This window comes from Methylobacterium sp. J-118 (assembly GCF_057836565.1).
Map to the genome: position 1 here is coordinate 1,325,001 of NZ_JBYQFA010000001.1, position 18,145 is coordinate 1,343,145.

An 18,145-nucleotide genomic window follows, 5' to 3' on the forward strand; every position below is an offset into this window, starting at 1 on the left:
GCTTACGCAATCCCCGCCCCCTGTTGTCCGGTTCGGCGCGCGGCCGCGATGGCGCCGTCGTCGAAGCCGAGCAGGCGGCCGAGCCGCTCGACCAGGGCCTCCTCGAACTCGTCGACCCGTCCGTCCGCGGCCGCGACCGACCACGCCATGGTCAGGAGTTCCTGGCGCTCGGCCGTGTTGGCCTCGTGGGGGATCATCTCCACGAGGCTCACCACGTCGCGGGTCTCGGAATCCATGGTGGCCGCGCGCGCGATCAGCGCCCGCGCCGCATCCGGACCGTCGGCGTAGTGGCCCTCGACCAGGCGGGACAGGCGCTCGCTCTCGGAGGGGGCCAGGATCCCGTCGACCCGCGCCACGTGGACGAGGAGCGCGGTGGCGGCGAGATGGGTGTCGTCCACGGCCTCGTGCGTGCCGACGCCGAGAGCCTCGGCCGCGTAGGCGCGCAGGCGTGCGATCAGGGACATGGCGGCTCCGGCGGATCTTGCACCGCACAGTTCGGCCGGGGGACTGGTGCCGTCAAGGACGGGAACGCATGTCGACGCCGGGCGTGGCCGCGCTGCATCGCCCGCGTGGGTGGCCTCAGCGCCGCGCCGCCGCTCTGGCCCCGGCCACCAGGGGCGCCAGGATCGCGTCCGCCGCCCGCACCACCGCCGGCCCGGCCCCGGCGGGGGTGCCGGCGTGAAACGGCGGTTCCGGTGCGTATTCGGCCACCAGCTGCGCGGTGCGGGCGTAGGTGTCCCCGCGCAGGCGGGCGGCGAGCACCAGACCGAGATCGAGCCCGGCCGAGATCCCGGCCCCGGTGACGCGGTTGCGGTCGACGACGACGCGCTCCGCCACCGGCTCGGCGCCGAGGAGCGGCAGCACCGCGTCGCGCACGCACCAATGGGAGGTGGCCCGGTAGCCGCGCAGCAGGCCGGCGGCCCCCAGGATCAGCGATCCGGTACAGACGCTCGTCACCCAGGCGGCCCGGGCGGCGCGCCCGGTCAGGAAGGCCAGCAGCCGGTCGTTGCGCATCTGCGCCGGCGTGCCGTCGCCCCCGGGCACGAACAGGACGTCGAGATCCTGCGGGCAGGTCTCGAACGTATCGGTCGCCATCAGCGCGAGGCCGGTATCGCTCGCCACCGGACCGGCGGTCTCGGCGACGAGGTGCAGGCTGCCCGAGGCCAGCCCGGCGAGCAGCGCCTGCGGCCCGACGAGGTCGAGGGCGGTCAGGCCGGGATAGAGCAGCATGGCGATCCGGACCGGCCGGTCTTCCGGAATCGGGCCCGGCGTATCCGCCGCCAGCGCGAGGGGCGGCCAGAGGGCGGCGGCCGCGGCCGCGGCGGCGACGAGGTCGCGGCGGCGCGGGCCCGGCGGTCCGGTCACGGACGGGCCCGGCGCATCACAGGGGCCAGGCCGCGTCGCGATAGGCGCTGTCCCAGAACATCCATTCCAAGCGGGTCGCCTGCGCGAAGGCCCGGTGCATGCGCGCCTCGATATCGGCCGAGACACCCCGTGCCGCCCGGTCGGTGGCGGCGATCATGGCGGCGACCGCCTCGGCGAACTCGGCACCCGCATAGGTGTCGATCCAGGCCCGGTACGGGTTGTCGGGCGCCGCGCGGGCGAAGATGTCGTCGCCCACCGCCTTGTAGATCCAGAAGCACGGCAGCAGGGCGGCGCAGACGACCTCGAAGGGCTCGGCATAGGCCGTGGCCAGCAGGTAACAGACGTAGTGGTCGCAGGCTGGCGTCAGCGGCGTGGCCGAAAACGTCTCGGGTCCGATGCCGTAATCGCGGAAGAAGCCGCCATGGAGGGCGCGCTCCACCACGATGGCCTCCTGCGCGGCTTTGGCGAACTGCACGATCCCCTCGGGATCCGGTGCCTTCGCGGCGGCGAGGCTGAGCGCCCGGCCAAAGCCGATCAGGTAATGTGCGTCCTGCACGATGTAGTGGCGGAACCGGTCCTGACGCAGCGTGCCGGCGGCCAGTTCGGCGTTGAACGGCATCGACCGGATCGCCTCGTAGGCGGCTTCGTTGCGCGCCCATGCCGCCCGGGAGAACGATCCCGGTCCGCCCGCGCCCTGCACGTCACCTCCGGCCATGCTAGCCCTGCCGCTGTGCGTGGGTGACGGCGACGTGGATCAGTTCGGCCAGGGTGCGGACGCCGAGCTTCTGCCGCATCTGCGAGCAGGCATTGGTCACGGTCTTGTAGCTCACGGACAAATCGGTCGCGATGGCGCCGTAGGAGCGCCCCTGGGCGAGGCGGGCGAGGATCTGCTGCTCGCGCGGGGTCAGCTGCGATTCCGGGGTGCGGCGGGCATCGGCGCGCAGCATCGCCACCTCGGTGGCGAGCCGCCGGTCGAGGTAGACCTCGCCGATCCGGACCTTGCCGAACGCCTCGAACAGCTCCGCCGAGGCATGGTCCTTCAGGACGTAGCCGAGCGCCCCGGCCTCGAGGGCGCGGGCGACGATCACCGGATCGTTGTGCATGCTGAAGACCAGGATTCGCGTCTCCGGGGCGACCGCCCGGATGCGGCGGATCAAGCCGAGGCCGGCCATGCCACTGCCCTGGAAGGTCAGGTCGCAGATCACGACCGGCGGCCGGAGCCGGTGGAAGACCCGGTAGCCGCCGACCACCGTGGTCGCCTCCGCGATGGTCTCAACGCCGGCATCCTCCAGGACCCGGCGACAGCCCTGGAGGACGATCGGGTGATCGTCGATCACCAGGACGGGCAGACGGGTCGCGGCGATGTCGATCTGGGAGGCGATGGCGTTCATGCGCTCGGCGCGTCGTTGTCGTCGCCCCGGTCCGGCGGAACGGGGATGGAGATGCGGACGATTGCGCCGGGACCGGCATTGTCAAGGGTGAAGGTGCCGTCCAGCGCCTCGACGCGTTCGCGCATGCCGGACAGCCCGAGCCCGGTGCCGTGCTCGGGCGGGATGCCGGTGCCGTTGTCGCGGATCGTCACGGTCAGCCGGCCCGCGGCCTCCGCGGCCTCGGCCTCGACCCGGGTGGCGGCGCCGTGTCGCACGGCGTTGGTGGCGCTCTCCTGCACGCAGCGGAACACGGTGAGGTCCACGAGGTCGCCGTAGCCGCGCGCCAGGCCGTCGAACCGACCGACGCACTCGAGGCCGGGATGGCGTTGCCCGAAGCCGCGCAGGAGCAGGTCGAGGCAGGTGGCCAGCGGCGCCTGCCCGAGCCCGTGCGGCCGCAGGCGGTTCAGCAATTCGCGGTTGACGGTCTGGACCTGGGCGACGATGGCGCTGATCTCGGCCGCCCGGGTCGCGAGCTTCTCGCGGCTGGGCTCGGTCGGCCCCGAAGCGATCCGTGCGATCGAGGCGGCGTTCGCCTCCAGGGCGAACAGGCAGGGGCCGAACTCGTCGTGCAGTTCGAGGGCGGTGCGGCGGCGCTCGTCGTCCTGCGCGGTGAGCAGCTGCCGGTTGAGGCGTCCGTTGGCGGCGCGCACGTCGCTCAGAGCCGCGGCCACCTTGTTGAAGCGCTCGGCGATGACCGCGAGTTCCCGGGCGCCGGGTGGCGCCAGGCGCGCGGTGTAGTCGTGGTGCTCCAGCTGCGTCAGGCCGGCCCCGAGCCGCCGCAACGGCGCCAGGATACGGCCGAGGGCGCCGTAGAGGGCGATCAGCATCGCGGCGTTGATGGCCGCGGTGGTCAGCGACAGCGCCCGGGCATAGCCCCAGATCTCGTCGATCTCGTCGAGGGGCTGCGTGGTGATCTGCGCCGTGCCGAGTTGCTGCCCGTTCACCGTGATCGGAAGGGTGTGGCGCTCGATCGGCGGCCTGATCAGGTCGGCGAACCAGCGCGGCGCCTCGCGGGTGGAGCGATGGGGCGGAGCCGAACGGCCCACGCGCTCGCCGGCATTGTCGAGAACGGCGACCCGGACGTGCCGCAGCACCTTGAAGCGCAGGTCGAGGGTCTGGAGCAGCGTCTCGGGCGGGGTCGTCTCGGACAGGCGGATCGTGTCCGCGACCAGGGACTCGACGGTCGCCAGTGAGGCCCGGGTCTCGACCCGCACCGCCGTCCGGGCGTTGAGCACGATCACGCCGCAGGAGACCAGGGCCGCCACCGCGTCGATGAGCAGGACCACGGCCACGAGCCGCGCCCGCGTCGACCACACGGCCCAGGGCCAGCGTCCGGCCCGGCGGGCATCGGTTTCGGGCGCGTCCCGCATCGGGAGGTGGGTCGGTCGTGCATCCACGCCCAGATCCATAACGGGCACGCTGTCGAAGTCCATGCGGTCGAGACCGGACGGCGGTCCGGATGACGGATTGTTAAGCAGCCCAAGCATATCCTGTGGATAGCGGCCCTTCGAATGGGCGCGGCGACAAGTCGGACCGACATCTTTGCGCCGTATTGCGGCTCCTCTACTGGTGGCAGAGTCGAACTGCCTCCGGATCAGCCGAGGCAGGCGACCGGTCGAGGGGAGCCCGGTCGCGCACGTCGTGCATCGTGTCAGAGCCCCCGGACCATGATCGATCTCGCCCTGGACCCCTCCGAGACCCGAGAGACGCGATATCCGGTGGCCCCGCCCCGGCGCGGACGCGACCTCCGCGTGCTGCTGTTCGGGCTGGCCGGCCTCGGCGTGCTCGGCGGCTTCGGGGTCGCCGCCTCGACGCTGATGGCTGGTCTCGCGGCGCCGACTCCGGTCAAGGTCGCCACCGTCGCCGCAGGCGGCCGTGCCGCCGACTGGCCCGATCTGAAGGACGGGCTGCCCGCCATGGCCGGTGCCGTCGGGGCCAAGCCCGCGGACACGCAATCGGCGGTGCCGGTGGCGCAGGCCCCGCGCATGGCCTCCCTGTCCGACGGATTCACCCCGGCGGCCGCGCCGATCGCGCCGTCACCGCGCGCCAAGGCCGCGGACGTCGCCGAACCGCCGACCCGGCGGATCCCGACACCGACGCCGGTGGTGCCGGTCGCGGCGAGCCGGCAGGTGGTGCCGCTTCCGCCCGCCCGCACGGCCGCGCTCCTGCCGCCCCGCCCCGCCGAGACGGTGCGGGCCCGCGCGTTGGTCGAGCCGGCCGCTCCGCCCGCGCCGAAGCCGGTCGCCGCGGCGGCACCGGCGAAACCGGCGCCGAAAATCGTCGCCGCCAAGCCGTCGCCGCCGGTGAAGACGGCCGAGAAGGCCAAGCGCCCCGCGCCCGCCACCGTCGCGCAGGCGGAGGCCGCCGAGCCGGAGGAGACCGAGGTGCTCGGGATCAAGCTCCCGTCCCTGGCGCCCGCCGGACGCAAGCTGAAGGAGAGCGTCGACGCCCTCGGCGAAGCGGTGAAGAGCGTCTTCTGAGCCGCCCGCCGCCGCGCGTGCGATCGGCTTCCAACTTAGCCCTCAGGGGTATCGCCCGGTCGACGGGTGTCCAGTCCATCGCCACCACGCGCTCCCTCCCCCGTAGAGGAGGGAGGGAACGCGCCCGTATTCGGCACCGACGCGTGCCCCTGGGAGCCCCTGCCCGTCCGGGCGAGGCCGGCGTCGGCGAGGCCTTCGGTCTCAGCCCCGGCCCGTGTGTCGGCCGGGCTTGGGCTCGGTGCGCGGTCCGGAGCGCTCCGCCTTGCGCTGATGCTTGCCGGCCCGCGGGCTCGCGAAGCCCTTCGGGCTGTCGGGACGGCCCTGGCGTTCGGCCGGTCCGGTATCGCCCACCAGCGCCTCGATCTGGATCTCCGGCGAGCCGTTGCGGGCGAAGGCCTCGGCGAAGCGCGCTGCCGCGTTGCCGCGCACCTCGAACTTGGTCTCGCGGTCGAAGATCCGGATCGCCCCGATCTCCTCGCGCCCGACGCCGCCCCTGCGGGTCAGCATCGGCAGGAGCCGGCGGGGATCGGCGTTGTCGCGGCGGCCGAGATTGAGCCGGAACCAGACCGCCGGCCCCATGGCGGCGATCCGCTCGCCGTCCATCGGGTCGTAGGGCGGACGCTCACCCCGCGGGGCTCGGCCCTCTCCCGGATCGCCGACCTCCTCGGGGGCCGGCAGGCGGGTGCGGTAGACGCGGGCCAGGAGGGCGGCGAGTTCCTCCGGGCTCTTGCTGGCGAGCAGCGTCCCGGCCAGGGCGACGTCCTCCTCGGCGGGGGGCTCCGCGAAGAGCGGGTCGTCGAGCATGCGCTCGCCGTCCAGCCGGCGGATCTCGTCGGCCGAGGGCGGCCCCGACCATTCGGGGCTGACCTTGGCGAGGGCGAACATCTGTTCGGCCCGGCGCCGGCGGGAATTCGGGATCAGGATCACCGAGGTGCCCTTGCGGCCGGCGCGTCCGGTGCGGCCGCTGCGGTGCTGCATGACCTCGGCGTCGTGCGGGAGATCCGCGTGGATGACGAGGCTGAGGGACGGCAGGTCGATGCCCCGGGCGGCCACGTCGGTGGCGACGCAGACCCGGGCGCGGCCGTCGCGCAGGGCCTGGAGGGCGGCGTTGCGCTCGCCCTGGCCGAGTTCGCCCGAGAGCGCCACCACGGAGAAGCCGCGCTCGGTCAGGCTCGCCTGGAGATGCCGGACCGCGTTGCGGGTGTTGCAGAAGACCATGGCGGTCTTGGCGTCGGCCTCGCGCAGGAGGTTGAGCACCACGTGCTCGGTCTCCCGCGGCAGGATCCGCACCGCCCGGTAGGCGATGTCGGCGTGCCCCCTTGTCTCGCTCTTGATCGCCAGGCGCAGGGCGTCGCGCTGGTAGCGCTCGGCCAGGGCCTCGATGCCTTTCGGCAGGGTCGCGGAGAACAGGTAGGTCGCCCGCTCGGCCGGGGTGGCCGAGAGGATGAACTCGATATCCTCCCGGAAACCGAGATCCAGCATCTCGTCGGCCTCGTCGAGGACGACGGCGCGCAGGGCGGTGGGATCGAGATTGCGGCGCTCCAAGTGGTCGCGCAGGCGGCCCGGGGTCCCGACGACGATGTGCGTGCCCTCGGCGAGCATCCGGCTTTCCCGGCGGGGATCCATGCCGCCCACGCAGGCGGTGATCCGGCCACCGGCCTGGCCGTAGAGCCAGGACAGCTCGCGCTGGACCTGGAGCGCGAGTTCCCGGGTCGGCGCGATCACCAGGGCGAGCGGCGCCCCCGGAGGCGGCAGCATCTCGCCCTCGCCGGTCAGCATGCCGGCCATGGCGAGGCCGTAGGCCACGGTCTTGCCGGAGCCGGTCTGGGCGGAGACGAGGAGGTCGCGGGCGCCGGCGGCCGCCTCCAGCACCGCGGCCTGGACCGGGGTCGGATCGGCGTAGCCGCGTTCGCTCAAGGCCCGCGCGAGGGGGGCGGGCAGGATCGGGAAAGGCAAGCTTCGGGAACTCTCAACGGCCGAGCCGCGCCCGGCAGCGCGCCATCGCGCGGCGGAGGAATCAGGCACCGGACTTTATTCGGGTGCACATATGGTAACGCCAAGCGGGCCCGCTGACCACTCCCGCCGCAGCATGGGGCGGTTGCAGGCGCGATTCGGCGGGAACGGCCGATGCAACGCGCCCCTCCGTCCGTTCCACGACCGCAGCGCGGGCCGGACACGCTTCCTGCGTTGCGGCCCTGCGCTGGTCCCGGATATCCGCCTCCGCACCGCGCACCGGCACTGGTCGCGTCGGGGCGGCGGACTATGACACGCTCTAGCAAGGTCCACAGCGGCGGCGACGCGGCCCCACCGGAGAACACCTCGGACATGTTGGCAGCCCTGCGGGTGGCGGTGGCCTGGGCGACAGTTCTCGCCTTCGCGTGGTTCGGCAAGGGCTGGCTCGGCGACCTGTCCCAGCCCGTCGTCGCGGGCGGCCTGTTCGCGTGGCTGCTCGCGGTCATCGTCTGGGCGGCCTTCGGCGTGGTGCACGAGGCCGAGGAGCTCGCCCATCGGCTCGGCGAGCCCCTGGGCACCCTGGTGCTGACGCTGGCCATCGTGATCATCGAGGTGGCGCTGATCTCGGCCGTGATGCTCTCGGCCAAGGACGCCCCGACGCTCGGCCGCGACACGATGTTCGCCGTGCTGATGATCGTGCTGAACGGCGTGGTCGGCCTGGGGCTCCTGGTCGGCGGCCTGCGCCATCACCAGCAGCGCTACAACCTCCAGGGGGCGTCGGCCTTCCTGTCGGTGATCATCCCGCTCACCACCATCGCGCTGATCATCCCGAACTTCACCAGCTCGACCAGCGACGGCACGCTGACGAAGCTCCAGGCGGTGACGTTCTCGGTGTTCACCCTGGCGCTCTACGGCGTGTTCCTGCTGATCCAGACCGGCCGCCACAGCGAGTTCTTCCTCGACGCGGAGACCCCGGACGCGGAAGCTCCTGCCAGCACGCCCGCCGCGTCGGCTGGCGGCATCGCCAAGCACCTCGGCCTGATGCTCGCCAACGTGCTGCCGATCGTCATCCTGGCCAAGAGCCTCGCGGCGATCCTCGACCACGGCATCGCGGCCCTCGGCGCCCCCTCGGCGCTCGGCGGCGTGCTGATCGCCGCCATCGTGTTCACCCCGGAGGGGATCTCGGCCCTGAAGGCGGTCGCCCGCAACGAGCTGCAGCGGGCGATCAACCTGTGCCTCGGTGCGGCGACCTCCACGGTGGGCCTCACCGTCCCGGCGGTCCTGACCATCGGCCTGCTTACCGGGCAGACCGTGGTGCTCGGCCTCAAGCCCACCGAGATGACCCTGCTCGCCGTGACGCTGATCCTCAGCACGCAGACCTTCTCGGGCTCGCGCACCACGGTGCTGGAGGGCGCGGTGCACCTCGTGCTGTTCTTCGTCTACCTCGTGCTGATCTTCAGCCCCTGAGCCCCGGCCCTCAGGCGCCGAAGCGCTCGGTGCGGATCAGCCCCGGCGCGACGCCGGCGGCCACGATCAGGTCGGAGGCTGCCGCAACGAAGCGGTTCGAACCGCAGAGGAACACCTTGCCCGGCGGTCCGGTCCGCCCGAGCGCATCGGCCACCAGGGCGGCAGCGAGCCGCTTGCCGCCGGGGTCGCGCGTCACCGCCAGATGGAGCGCGAAGCCCGGATCCTCGGCGGCGAGCCGCTCCAGCTCGGGGAGCGCGATGGCCTCCGCGCGGGTGCGCGTCGCGTAGATCAGCGCCGCCGGGATGGCGCGCCAGTCCTGCGCCCGCCGCCGCAGCATGGCCAGCAGCGGCACCACCCCGGAGCCGCCACCCGCCAGGAGCAGCGGCCCACCGTCCGGACCGTCCCACGAGAAGGAGCCCCCGATCGGCCCGCGCAGTTCCACCGTATCGCCGGCCGCGGCGACCTGGGTGAACCACCCCGAAACCTCGCCGTCCGGGAGGGCCTCGATCAGCAGTTCGACGGTGCCGCTGCCGTCCGGCGCGGACGCGATGGAGTAGCTGCGCTGGGCCTGATAGCCGTCCGCGGCGGTGAGCCGGACGTCGACATGCTGCCCGGCGCGGTAGTCTTCCGCCAGGGTGCAGCGCAGCCGGACGCTCGTCACCAGCGGCGTCGCCGGGGTGATCGCGGTGATCTCGGCCGGGTGCCAGCGGAAGACGACGGGTTCAGTCACCGGTGTAGCGCTGCTCACGCCAGGGATCGCCGTACATGTGGTAGCCGCGCAGCTCCCAGAAGCCGGCGGTGTCGACCCTGGTGAAGCGCAGGCCCTTCACCCACTTGGCGCTCTTCCAGAAATAGAGGTGCGGCACGAACAGCCGCGCCGGGCCGCCGTGATCCGGGTGGATCGGCTGGCCCGCGTAGCGGGTCGCCACCAGGGCGCGGCCGCCGATCAGATCGGCCACCGGCACGTTGGTGGTGTAGTCGTCGTAGGATTCCGCCAGCAGGAACGGCGTCGGCGCGGCGATCCCGGCATCGGCCAGCAGGTCGTCGAAGCTCACGCCCTCCCAGGTCGTGTCGAACTTCGACCACTTGGTGACGCAGTGGATGTCGCCCTGCCACGCGGTCCGGGGCAGCGCCTCGAATTCCGCCCAGCTCCACGCCTTGATCGGCCGGGATCCCTCGCGAAGGGTGAACCGCCAGGTGGCACGGTCGACGGTCGGATTCGGGCCGATCTGCAGGATCGGGAAATCGTCGGTCTGATACTGGCCCGGCGGCAGGCGCGCGCCGGTCTCGGGCGGCGGCCTGCGCCCGGCGAAGCCCCGTGTCACCATGCCGGTCCCCGCTCTTCCCGCAACGACTCGGGTTTGGTGCGGCGGAACACCCCACGTCAAGCCGGTCCGTGCGGTCGAACAAACGCCCCAAATCTCGGGTGTGCTAGGGGGATTGTGCCGATGAGCGGCACGAATCGCCTTCAGGGGGATGTCATGAAGTACCTTCTCGCGACGAGCCTTGTCGTCGGGAGCCTCGCCACGCTCGCGCCGGCCGCCCAGGCCCGTGACGGCATCGGCGCCGGCGGCGCGGCGGCCCTCGGCGTGCTCGGCGGCCTCGCCGTCGGCGGCGCCATCGCGTCGGCCAACAACGGCTATTACCCGGGTCGCCCGGTCTACCGCGCCCCGCCGCCGGTCTACGTCGAAGAGGATTACGGCCCGGTCTGCCATTTCGAGCGCCGCCGGACCGTCGATCCCTACGGCGACGTCTACATCCGCCGCGTGCGCGTCTGCGAGTAGGCCGGATCCGGGGCGTCCCGGCGCACCGGCTTCAGGCGCTCGGCGCAGGCGATGCCGCCGAGGACCAGCGCCAGGGCGGCCGCTTCCGTCGCCCCGAAAGGCTCGCCGACCAGCAGGACGGCGAGGATCGCGCCGAAGATCGGCACGAGATTGACGAACAGGCCGGCCCGGTTCGGGCCGATCAGCTCGACGCCGCGCATGAAGAAGAGCTGCGCCAGGAGCGACGGCCCCAGGCCGACGAACACCACCATCGCCCAGCCCGTGCGGCCCGGCCAGACGGCGTGCCCGCTTGCCCATTCGACGGCCAAAGGCGGCAGCGAGGTGAGCAGGGCGGCGACCGCCATGGCGGCGAAGAACGCCAGCCCGGAGACCTTGGGACGGGTCGGCAGGAAGATCGTATAGCCCGCGTAGAGCAGGCAGGCGCCGAAGACGAGGACATCGCCGCGGTTGAACGCCAGATGCGTGAGCACCGCCCAGTCGCCGTGGGTCGCGGCCAGCCCCGCTCCGACCAGCGTGAGGCCCACGCCGGCCAGTTGCCCGGGTGTCACCGGAACCCGATAGGCCAAGCGGTTCAGGACGATCACCAGCACCGGGATCGCCCCCTGGAACAGGGCGAGATTGATCGCCCCGGTATAGGCGCCGGCCGCGTAGAACAGGCAGTTGAAGGCCGTGTAGCCCAGGCCGCCCATCAACAGGATGCGCAGCCAGTGGGGGCGCAGGACCGGCCATTCCGCGACCAGTCTGCGCCCGGCGATGGGCGCAAGAACCGCGCAGGCCACCGCCCAGCGCAGCGTCGTGATGACCTGAGGCGAAATGTGCCCCGGAGCCCAGCGGCTGGTGACCGCGTTCCCGGCCCAGAGCAGCGCCGTCGCGGTGAGCAGGAGATAGGCGGGTGCGGCCGACGGGGCCCGGGCCACCCGCTCCACCGTCAACGGCGGCGGAACTGACCGCCCCGGACCTGCGGACGCGGACCGGAGGAGCGCTCGTCCTTGTGGCGGAACACGAGGCGGCCCTTCTCGAGATCGTAGGGCGACATCTCGACCGTCACCCGGTCGCCCGCCAGCGTCTTGATGCGGTTCTTCTTCATCTTGCCGGCGGTGTAGGCCACGATCTCATGGCCCTGGTCGAGTTGCACGCGGTAGCGCGCATCCGGCAGGATCTCGATGACGAGACCATCGAACTGCATCAATTCTTCTTTTGCCATGCACCTTCTCCAGTCGGACCGTCCGGCAGCAGGCGTTCCGGCAATGCGTCTTGCCCAGTCATCGAGCTTGGGAAACGCCGCAGGGCGCGGATCCGATCCGATGGACCGCCCGCGCCAGCTCAGCAGCACGCCCGCATGTAGTCGCCGCGGGAACCGGCCGCAAGTCACGGACGCGACGCAGGTTCCGTCATCGACACGATTTGCCGGCTTTCACGGCTCGGCGGGCTCGTTGCCGGCATAATCGAGGCGGCCGTCCGGCATCCGCCGCCAGACCCGCAGGCCCACGCCGCCGCCGATGCGATCCCCCCGGGCGTCGAAGCCGACCGGTCCCAGGAGGGTGCGCAGGGGCGGGCCGCCCCGCAGCGCCTCGGCCACCTTGCGGCCATCGGCGATGCGGCCCGTCTTCGGATCGGCCGCGTGGGCGCGCTCCACCGCCTGAGCGAGCAGCTCCACCGCCGCGTAGGCGCCGGCCGCCACGCTGTCCGCCTCGGGGCTGCGCGGGACCAGCCGGCCGCCCCGGGGATCGGGCAGGCGCGGCGGATCGGGCGCCAGCGTCATGACAGTGCCCTCGCCGGCCGCGCCGGCGGCGGTCGCGAAGGCGGGATCGAGGATGCCGTCGCCGGAGACCAGGGTCGCGCCGAGGCCGGCCTCGCGCATCGCGTGGATCAGGGTCGCGGCCTCGGGGGCGAGCCCGCCGAAATAAACCGCGTCGAGCCGCGCGGCCTTCATCCGGGCGACGAGATCGGCCAGATCGCGGGTTCCGCGGGGAAAGCCGTCGAACAGCACCTCCGGGGCGCCGGCGTCCTTCAGCTGCGCAGCCGCAGCATCGGCGAGGCTGCGGCCGAAGGTCGAGCGGTCGTTGAGGATGCCGACCCGGCGTCCGGCGAAGGCCTTGGCGAGGTAGGCCCCCGCGGCCCGGCCCTGCTGCGCGTCGCTCGGCACCAGCCGGAACAGGTTCCAGAGGTTGCGACCGGTCAGCGGCGCGTAGGTCGCGCCGGTGGTCACCGCGATCGCCCCCGCCTCCTCGTAGAGCGGTGTCGCGGCGGCGACGGCGCCGGACTCGAACGGCCCGACCACGAGACGCACCCCGTCGGCCGTCAGCTTCCGGGCGACCGCGGCGGCCTGCCTGGCATCGCCGGCGTCGTCGGCGGGCACCAGGACCAGCCTGGGACGCCCGCCGGCCGCCCGGTTGAGGTCGGCGATCGCCTGCTCGGCCCCCTGCCGGAGCCCCTGGCCGAAGGCGGCGTCCGGTCCCGTGAGCGGAGCCGAGAGCCCGATCCGCACCGGCACCTGCGCGGCGGCCGGCAGGATCATCGCCGCGGTGGCCAGGACGGCCGCGAGGCTGAGGGCGAGACGTCGCGTCATCACGGTACTCTCATGGCGCCACTCTACGGCGAGGCGGGCGGATTCCGGAAGACCCGCGGTCGGGCGCGGCGGACCTTCGCGAGCGAGCCGCCGATGACCGCCACCTGTGAGCGAATCGGGACACTGATGCGCGCACAAGCGCTGGCGGGCGGGCGCGATGTGCGGAATAAGGGCTTCGGCCCGGTCTCGCAGCCGGGCGCATCGCGGCGTCTGCGCGCCGCGGCGAAGATCCTCTGGGACGATTGACGATCATGACCTCGCTGTTCGCCGGCATCCAGGACGCGCCGCTCGATCCGATCATGCGCCTCTTCGAGGCTTTCAACGCGGATCCGAGCCCGAAGAAACTCAATCTCGTGGTCGGCGTGTACACGGACGCGGACGGCAAGGTGCCGCGCCTGCGCGCCGTGCAGATTGCCGAGACGCGCTGGATCGAGAAGGGTCTGCCCAAGACCTACCGGCCGATCGAGGGCACCAAGCCGTTCCGCGACGCGGTCCAGGCCCTGCTGTTCGGTGCGGGCGCGCCGATCCTGTCGCAGAACCGCGTCGCGACGCTCCAGAGCATCGGCGGCACCGGCGCCCTCAAGACCGGCGCGGACGTGCTGGCCAAGCTGTATCCGGACGCCAAGGTGGCGGTGAGCAACCCGAGCTGGGAGAACCACAAGGCCCTGTTCACCCAGGCCGGCTTCGCCGTGGTCGATTATCCCTATTTCTCGGCCGAGACCGGCGGCGCCGACTACCCGGCCATGAAGGCCGCCCTCCAGGATCTGCCCAAGGGCTCGATCGTGGTGCTGCACGCCTGCTGCCACAACCCGACCGGCGCCGATCTCACCCTCGATGAATGGCGCGACCTCGTGCCCCTGATGGCCGAGCGCGGCCTGATCCCGTTCCTTGACATCGCCTATCAGGGCTTCGGCAACGGCCTCGACGCCGACGCCGAGCCGGTGCGCCTGTTCGCCGAATCGGGCCAGGAATTCCTGGTCGCCTCGTCGTTCTCGAAGTCGTTCTCCCTCTACGGCGAGCGTGTCGGCGCGCTGACCATCGTGGCCGAGAACCCCGCCGCCAGGGCCAAGGTCGAGGGCTTCGCCAAGCGGCTGGTGCGGGCGAGCTACTCGAACCCGCACACCCATGGGGCGGCGATCGTGGAGATCGTGCTCACCGATCCGGAGCTGCGCGCCGACTGGGAGCGGGAACTCGCCGAGATGCGCGACCGGATCCGGGCCATGCGCGAGCGGATGGCCGACAGCCTTCAGCAGCGCCATCCGGATCGCGGCTTCGACGCCATCAAGGTGCAGAAGGGCATGTTCTCCTACACGGGCCTGAGCCCCGCCGAGGCCACCCGCCTGCGCGAGGAGCACGAGGTCTATGCCCTGGAGACCGGCCGGATCTGCGTGGCGGCGGTCAACACGCACAACATCGACCACGTCATCGACGCGATCGACGCGGTGGTGAAGGGCTGATCCCATGGCGGCCCTCAAGCGCGTCTGCCGGTTCAACGTCTGGATCAACCCCGTCTTCGACGCGACGCTGAGGGCCGAGCCCGACATCGACCTGCAGGTCGGCGACCTGCAGGGCCCGGACAGCGCGCTCCAGGCCCTGCTCCGGGCGGCGCATGTCTTCCACGTCTCGCCGTCGCGGGACGAGCTGCCGCGCCGCTGGCACGTCACGGACGCGCTCCTGGCGGAATGCCCGAACCTCCTCGCGGTCTCGTCCGCCGGGGCCGGCTTCGACACGGTGGACGCCGCCGCCTGCACCCGGGCCGGCGTCGCGGTGGTCAATCAGGTGGGCGGCAATGCCCGCTCCGTGGCGGAACTGGCCATCGGCCTGATGCTCGCCGTGTCGCGCAAGATCTGCGTCTCGGACCGCCTGCTCCGGACGCAGCGCGGTTTCTCGCGGGAATCGCTGATGGGCCACGAGATCGGCGGCGCGACCCTCGGGCTTGTCGGGATCGGCCATACCGGCCGGGCGGTCGCCAAGCTCGCCCGCGGCTTCGACATGCGCGTGCTGGCCTACGATCCGCTGCTCTCGGCCGAGGCGATCCGCGCCAGCGGTGCGGAGCCGGTGGACCGGGCGCGGCTGCTCGCGGAATCCGACATCGTCTCCCTGCACTGCCCCCTCGACGACACGACCCGCGGCAGCTTCGACGCGGCGACCTTCGCGGCGATGAAGCCGGGGGCTTTGTTCGTCACCACCGCCCGGGGCGGCGTCCACGACGAGGCGGCGCTCGCCGCGGCACTGACCTCCGGGCACCTCGCGGGGGCGGGCCTCGACGTCTGGGCGCCGGAACCGCCGGCCCTCGACGCGGCCCTGCTCGGGCTCGACACCGTCGTGGCGACCTACCACACCGCCGGCGTTACCCACGAGGCGCGCCACAACGTGGCCGCCTGGGGCGCCGCGCAGATCATCGGCCTCCTGAAGGGCGAGACGCCGCCGCGGCTGGTCAACCCGGAGGTCTGGCCGGCGGTGCTGGAGCGACGGGCCCGGCTGCTGGGCTAAACCGCCGCCCGCATCCAGCCGAGCCCCGCCTCGGTTCCGGCAGCTGGGTGGTACTCGCAACCGACGAAGCCGGCATAGCCGACCGCCTCCAGCGCCCCGAAGATCGGATCGAAGGCGATCGTGCCGGTCCCGGGCTCGTGCCGGCCCGGATCGTCGGCGATTTGGACATGGGCGATCAGGGGCGCGTGGGCGCGGATCAGCGCCGCCGGGTCGTGGCCGAGGCAGACGCAGTGATAGGCGTCGAACAGGAGCTTGACGTTGTCGCGGCCGATGGCGCGGATCGCGTCCACCGCCACCAGGGGATCGTCGATCACGTAATCGGCGATCGAGCCCGGGCCGATCGGCTCGACGATCACCGTCATGCCGCGCGCCTTGGCGGCGTCGGCCGCGAAGGCGAGGTTTTCGAGATAAGTCTCCCAGAGACGGGCCGGCTCGACGCCCACGGGCCGGACGCCGGCCATCGGGTGAACCATGCGGCAACCGAGCTGGGCGACGTAATCGAGCGTCGGCTCGATCGTGGACCGGTAATAGGCGACCTTGTCGGGCAGAGCCGCAAAGCCCTTCTCGCCCTTGGACGCATCGCCCGCCGGGAAGCCGGTCTGGATGAGCGGCACGCCCGCCCGTTCGAGCCATCCCGCCACCTCCCGGGCCGGCGTCGCGAACAGGTTCGGGTGCTCGACCGCACGGAACCCCGCCTTCGCGGCGGCCGCGAAGCGCTCGGGAAGCGGCAACTCCGTGAACAGGAAGCCGCAATGGCCGCTGAGGCGGTCCTGGAAGGCACCGAGCTTCATGGGTCAGGCGCTCCTGCCGGTCTCGATCATCGCACGCATCCGGTCCACCGCCGCGTGGGGCGCGGTCAGGACCGGGACGGACACCGCCTGCCGCACCGCCTCGGCCGCCCGGGAGGTGGAGAAATGCGCCAGCATGATCGCGTCGCAATCCGCGAGCTCGGGCGCGCGCTCGGCGATCAGCCGGTTGTGGGTCTCGGCATCGCCCGCGCGCAGGCGCGCCATGGCGTCGTCCACCAGGATCGTCTTCAGGGTCGCCGGGCGCCCGGCCTGGCCGACGAATTCCTCGAACTCGTCGGTCATCGTGCCAATGGAGGGGCCGAAGGTCGCCAGCATGCCGATGCGCGTGCCCTGCGCGATGGCCGCGCGGAACATCGCCTCGTTGGGCTTCAGGACCGGGACCGGTACGGTCGCGATCAACCGGTCGATGGCCGGCCCGAAGGCCGAGCAGGTGATCAGGATGCCGTCGGCGCCCATGTCGTGGCCGTAGCGGCCGAAGCGCACGAAGCGCTCGATCATGCCCTCCGAGATCGCCCCCGGCTCCCTCGCCCGGTCCAGCGACAGGCCGTCGTCGAGGAGATTGACCGTCTCGGCCTCGGGCCATCGCTCCGCGAACGCCGCCTGGATCGGCACCATGGCGACCGGCGTCGCGTGCAGGAGGACGATGCGGGGTGCCATGCTGTCTTCCGGGTTCGGAGCGGAGGGGCAATCGCGTTGTAAGCGATTTCAAATAGGTGGCAAGATAGCGCCGGTCACCCGGGATCGCGCCGGGGCGGCGCCGTGCTGGCCCGCAGGATCAGCTCGGCGTCGATCTCGGTGACCCGCACGACCGGGCGGCCCTGGATCCGGGCGATCAGGTGGTCCCCGGCGGCGTGGCCGATCTCGGCCGAGTGGATGCGGATCGTGGTCAGGGGCGGATCGAGGAAGGGCGCGAAGTCGGAATCGTTGTGGCCGATCACCGACAGGTCGCCCGGCACATCGAGGCCGCGGGCGCGGGCCTCGATCATGGCCCCGAAGGCGATCTGATCCGTGCCGCAGATGATCGCGGTCGGGGGCGGCCCGCCGGCCAGCATCTGGCGGAATCCGTCACGGCCGCCGCCGATCCCGTAGGAGATCTCGATGTCGTGCTCCGGGGCGAGCCGCAGGCCGCGGACGGCGAGCGCCTGCGCGATGCCGGTCACCCGGGCACCGCCGCGGTCGTTGTCCCTGCGCAGGCCGGAGATCACCCCGATCCGCCGGTGGCCGAGATCCATCAGGTAATTGGCCGCCCGGGCCGCCGAGGCGGCGTTGTCGAAGCCCACGCAGGGGCGCTCCCGCGACAGGCTGAAGGTCTGCACCATCGGGATCCCGTGCCGGGCGATGCGGGCGTGCAGGTCCGGATGGTGGATGTCGCCGACCAGCATCAGCCCGTCGACGCCCCGCTCCAGCAGGAACGTCGCCTCCCGCAGTTCGTCGTCCAGGTCATAGCCGGCATTGGCGGCGACCAGGGTGTAGCCCGCCTGCCGGAGGCGATCCTGGACGCTCGACAGGACGCGCACGAAGGCCTCGTTCTCGATGTTGGGCACCACCGCGCCCACCGCCATGAACCGGCGGGTGGAGAGCGCCCGGGCGGCCCCGTTGGCGACGAAGCCGAGATCCTGCGCGGCGCGGATCACCGCCTCGCGCTTGTCCGCCCGGACCCCGGCGGAGCCGTTCAAGACCCGGGACACGGTGGCGGTGGAGACGCCGGCGCGGCGGGCGACGTCCCGCGCCACCGGGCTGCGCGGCAGCGCTTCGAGGATCTCACCCGGCAGGTCCAGCACGGAAATCGGTCTCT

General features: G+C 72.4%; 20 protein-coding genes. 6 read left to right on the forward strand and 14 right to left on the reverse strand.

Annotated features, from left to right (window positions below; genetic code table 11):
* Positions 1-2: 2 nt before the first annotated feature.
* The 5 genes from AC3IF3_RS06375 to AC3IF3_RS06395 form a co-directional block, all read right to left on the reverse strand.
* Positions 3-464, reverse strand: coding sequence for a tellurite resistance TerB family protein (locus tag AC3IF3_RS06375; protein ID WP_489220164.1), 462 nt, complete (start codon positions 462-464; stop codon positions 3-5).
* 115 nt (positions 465-579) lie between these two features.
* A complete protein-coding gene (locus AC3IF3_RS06380; RefSeq protein ID WP_489231254.1) occupies positions 580-1,230 on the reverse strand; it encodes a DJ-1/PfpI family protein in 651 nt (216 codons plus the stop codon).
* Positions 1,231-1,381: 151 nt separating this feature from the next.
* Positions 1,382-2,080, reverse strand: a complete 699-nt coding sequence (locus AC3IF3_RS06385) for a TenA family protein (RefSeq protein ID WP_489220165.1) — start codon at positions 2,078-2,080, stop codon at positions 1,382-1,384.
* Position 2,081: 1 nt separating this feature from the next.
* A complete protein-coding gene (locus AC3IF3_RS06390) occupies positions 2,082-2,756 on the reverse strand; it encodes a response regulator (protein WP_243969116.1) in 675 nt (224 codons plus the stop codon).
* Complete coding sequence (locus AC3IF3_RS06395; protein WP_489231255.1) at positions 2,753-4,165, reverse strand: ATP-binding protein; 1,413 nt, start codon at positions 4,163-4,165, stop codon at positions 2,753-2,755. The genes AC3IF3_RS06390 and AC3IF3_RS06395 overlap by 4 nt, the downstream gene beginning before the upstream one ends.
* A 297-nt stretch (positions 4,166-4,462) precedes the next feature.
* On the opposite strand from AC3IF3_RS06395, the gene AC3IF3_RS06400 reads away from it, so the two are divergent.
* Complete coding sequence (locus AC3IF3_RS06400) at positions 4,463-5,275, forward strand: hypothetical protein (RefSeq protein WP_489227873.1); 813 nt, start codon at positions 4,463-4,465, stop codon at positions 5,273-5,275.
* Between the two features lie 201 nt (positions 5,276-5,476).
* On the opposite strand, the gene AC3IF3_RS06405 is transcribed toward AC3IF3_RS06400, so the two are convergent.
* Entirely contained in the window at positions 5,477-7,231 is a 1,755-nt protein-coding gene (locus tag AC3IF3_RS06405; protein WP_243969120.1) for a DEAD/DEAH box helicase, read from the reverse strand.
* 369 nt (positions 7,232-7,600) lie between these two features.
* Between AC3IF3_RS06405 and AC3IF3_RS06410 the strand changes: the two genes are divergently transcribed.
* On the forward strand, positions 7,601-8,695 hold the full coding sequence (locus tag AC3IF3_RS06410) for a calcium:cation antiporter (RefSeq protein WP_489227875.1): 1,095 nt from the start codon (positions 7,601-7,603) through the stop codon (positions 8,693-8,695).
* A gap of 10 nt (positions 8,696-8,705) precedes the next feature.
* On the opposite strand, the gene AC3IF3_RS06415 is transcribed toward AC3IF3_RS06410, so the two are convergent.
* Together AC3IF3_RS06415 and AC3IF3_RS06420 are read right to left on the reverse strand one after the other, a co-directional pair.
* Positions 8,706-9,425 carry an FAD-binding oxidoreductase gene (locus AC3IF3_RS06415; RefSeq protein WP_489227877.1) on the reverse strand — a complete coding sequence of 240 codons (720 nt, stop codon included), beginning with the start codon at positions 9,423-9,425 and terminating at the stop codon, positions 8,706-8,708.
* Positions 9,418-10,023 (reverse strand): sulfite oxidase-like oxidoreductase, encoded by a 606-nt coding sequence (locus tag AC3IF3_RS06420; protein WP_489227879.1) that lies wholly within the window; start codon positions 10,021-10,023, stop codon positions 9,418-9,420. The genes AC3IF3_RS06415 and AC3IF3_RS06420 overlap by 8 nt, the downstream gene beginning before the upstream one ends.
* Positions 10,024-10,176: 153 nt before the next feature.
* On the opposite strand from AC3IF3_RS06420, the gene AC3IF3_RS06425 reads away from it, so the two are divergent.
* On the forward strand, positions 10,177-10,479 hold the full coding sequence (locus AC3IF3_RS06425; protein ID WP_091781038.1) for a hypothetical protein: 303 nt from the start codon (positions 10,177-10,179) through the stop codon (positions 10,477-10,479).
* Here AC3IF3_RS06425 and AC3IF3_RS06430 read toward each other — a convergent pair.
* The 3 genes from AC3IF3_RS06430 to AC3IF3_RS06440 all read right to left on the reverse strand — a co-directional run bounded on the left by AC3IF3_RS06430 (position 10,449) and on the right by AC3IF3_RS06440 (position 13,048).
* On the reverse strand, positions 10,449-11,405 hold the full coding sequence (locus tag AC3IF3_RS06430) for a DMT family transporter (protein WP_489231256.1): 957 nt from the start codon (positions 11,403-11,405) through the stop codon (positions 10,449-10,451). The two genes, AC3IF3_RS06425 and AC3IF3_RS06430, sit on opposite strands and share 31 nt — an antisense overlap.
* A 2-nt stretch (positions 11,406-11,407) precedes the next feature.
* A complete protein-coding gene (gene infA, locus AC3IF3_RS06435) occupies positions 11,408-11,683 on the reverse strand; it encodes a translation initiation factor IF-1 (RefSeq protein WP_091781030.1) in 276 nt (91 codons plus the stop codon).
* Positions 11,684-11,893: 210 nt separating this feature from the next.
* On the reverse strand, positions 11,894-13,048 hold the full coding sequence (locus AC3IF3_RS06440; RefSeq protein WP_489227880.1) for a branched-chain amino acid ABC transporter substrate-binding protein: 1,155 nt from the start codon (positions 13,046-13,048) through the stop codon (positions 11,894-11,896).
* A gap of 12 nt (positions 13,049-13,060) precedes the next feature.
* On the opposite strand from AC3IF3_RS06440, the gene AC3IF3_RS06445 reads away from it, so the two are divergent.
* Genes AC3IF3_RS06445 through AC3IF3_RS06455 form a run of 3 tightly spaced genes read left to right on the forward strand, consistent with a single transcriptional unit; the run spans position 13,061 to position 15,541 of the window.
* Entirely contained in the window at positions 13,061-13,294 is a 234-nt protein-coding gene (locus AC3IF3_RS06445) for a hypothetical protein (RefSeq protein ID WP_489227881.1), read from the forward strand.
* Positions 13,295-13,299: 5 nt separating this feature from the next.
* Positions 13,300-14,505: an amino acid aminotransferase gene (locus AC3IF3_RS06450; RefSeq protein WP_489220171.1), complete on the forward strand. Its 1,206-nt coding sequence runs from the start codon at positions 13,300-13,302 to the stop codon at positions 14,503-14,505.
* A gap of 4 nt (positions 14,506-14,509) precedes the next feature.
* Positions 14,510-15,541 (forward strand): hydroxyacid dehydrogenase, encoded by a 1,032-nt coding sequence (locus AC3IF3_RS06455; protein WP_489227883.1) that lies wholly within the window; start codon positions 14,510-14,512, stop codon positions 15,539-15,541.
* Here the strand turns inward: AC3IF3_RS06455 and AC3IF3_RS06460 are convergent.
* The 3 genes from AC3IF3_RS06460 to AC3IF3_RS06470 all read right to left on the reverse strand — a co-directional run bounded on the left by AC3IF3_RS06460 (position 15,538) and on the right by AC3IF3_RS06470 (position 18,131).
* A complete protein-coding gene (locus AC3IF3_RS06460; protein ID WP_489227884.1) occupies positions 15,538-16,332 on the reverse strand; it encodes a hydroxypyruvate isomerase family protein in 795 nt (264 codons plus the stop codon). The two genes, AC3IF3_RS06455 and AC3IF3_RS06460, sit on opposite strands and share 4 nt — an antisense overlap.
* A 3-nt stretch (positions 16,333-16,335) precedes the next feature.
* Complete coding sequence (locus tag AC3IF3_RS06465) at positions 16,336-17,007, reverse strand: aspartate/glutamate racemase family protein (protein WP_489227886.1); 672 nt, start codon at positions 17,005-17,007, stop codon at positions 16,336-16,338.
* Positions 17,008-17,081: 74 nt separating this feature from the next.
* Complete coding sequence (locus AC3IF3_RS06470; RefSeq protein ID WP_243969140.1) at positions 17,082-18,131, reverse strand: LacI family DNA-binding transcriptional regulator; 1,050 nt, start codon at positions 18,129-18,131, stop codon at positions 17,082-17,084.
* Between the last annotated feature and the right edge of the window lie 14 nt (positions 18,132-18,145).

Bases quoted from the DNA above. Each gene is read 5' to 3' on its own strand.
- AC3IF3_RS06395 (WP_489231255.1), bottom strand. From the start codon at position 4,165: ATGCGGGACGCGCCCGAAACCGATGCCCGCCGGGCCGGACGCTGGCCC.
- AC3IF3_RS06425 (WP_091781038.1), top strand. From the start codon at position 10,177: ATGAAGTACCTTCTCGCGACGAGCCTTGTCGTCGGGAGCCTCGCCACG.
- AC3IF3_RS06420 (WP_489227879.1), bottom strand. From the start codon at position 10,023: ATGGTGACACGGGGCTTCGCCGGGCGCAGGCCGCCGCCCGAGACCGGC.
- infA (WP_091781030.1), bottom strand. From the start codon at position 11,683: ATGGCAAAAGAAGAATTGATGCAGTTCGATGGTCTCGTCATCGAGATC.
- AC3IF3_RS06390 (WP_243969116.1), bottom strand. From the start codon at position 2,756: ATGAACGCCATCGCCTCCCAGATCGACATCGCCGCGACCCGTCTGCCC.
- AC3IF3_RS06445 (WP_489227881.1), top strand. From the start codon at position 13,061: ATGGCGCCACTCTACGGCGAGGCGGGCGGATTCCGGAAGACCCGCGGT.
- AC3IF3_RS06380 (WP_489231254.1), bottom strand. From the start codon at position 1,230: ATGCTGCTCTATCCCGGCCTGACCGCCCTCGACCTCGTCGGGCCGCAG.
- AC3IF3_RS06375 (WP_489220164.1), bottom strand. From the start codon at position 464: ATGTCCCTGATCGCACGCCTGCGCGCCTACGCGGCCGAGGCTCTCGGC.
- AC3IF3_RS06410 (WP_489227875.1), top strand. From the start codon at position 7,601: ATGTTGGCAGCCCTGCGGGTGGCGGTGGCCTGGGCGACAGTTCTCGCC.
- AC3IF3_RS06400 (WP_489227873.1), top strand. From the start codon at position 4,463: ATGATCGATCTCGCCCTGGACCCCTCCGAGACCCGAGAGACGCGATAT.
- AC3IF3_RS06450 (WP_489220171.1), top strand. From the start codon at position 13,300: ATGACCTCGCTGTTCGCCGGCATCCAGGACGCGCCGCTCGATCCGATC.
- AC3IF3_RS06385 (WP_489220165.1), bottom strand. From the start codon at position 2,080: ATGGCCGGAGGTGACGTGCAGGGCGCGGGCGGACCGGGATCGTTCTCC.
- AC3IF3_RS06465 (WP_489227886.1), bottom strand. From the start codon at position 17,007: ATGGCACCCCGCATCGTCCTCCTGCACGCGACGCCGGTCGCCATGGTG.
- AC3IF3_RS06460 (WP_489227884.1), bottom strand. From the start codon at position 16,332: ATGAAGCTCGGTGCCTTCCAGGACCGCCTCAGCGGCCATTGCGGCTTC.
- AC3IF3_RS06440 (WP_489227880.1), bottom strand. From the start codon at position 13,048: ATGACGCGACGTCTCGCCCTCAGCCTCGCGGCCGTCCTGGCCACCGCG.
- AC3IF3_RS06455 (WP_489227883.1), top strand. From the start codon at position 14,510: ATGGCGGCCCTCAAGCGCGTCTGCCGGTTCAACGTCTGGATCAACCCC.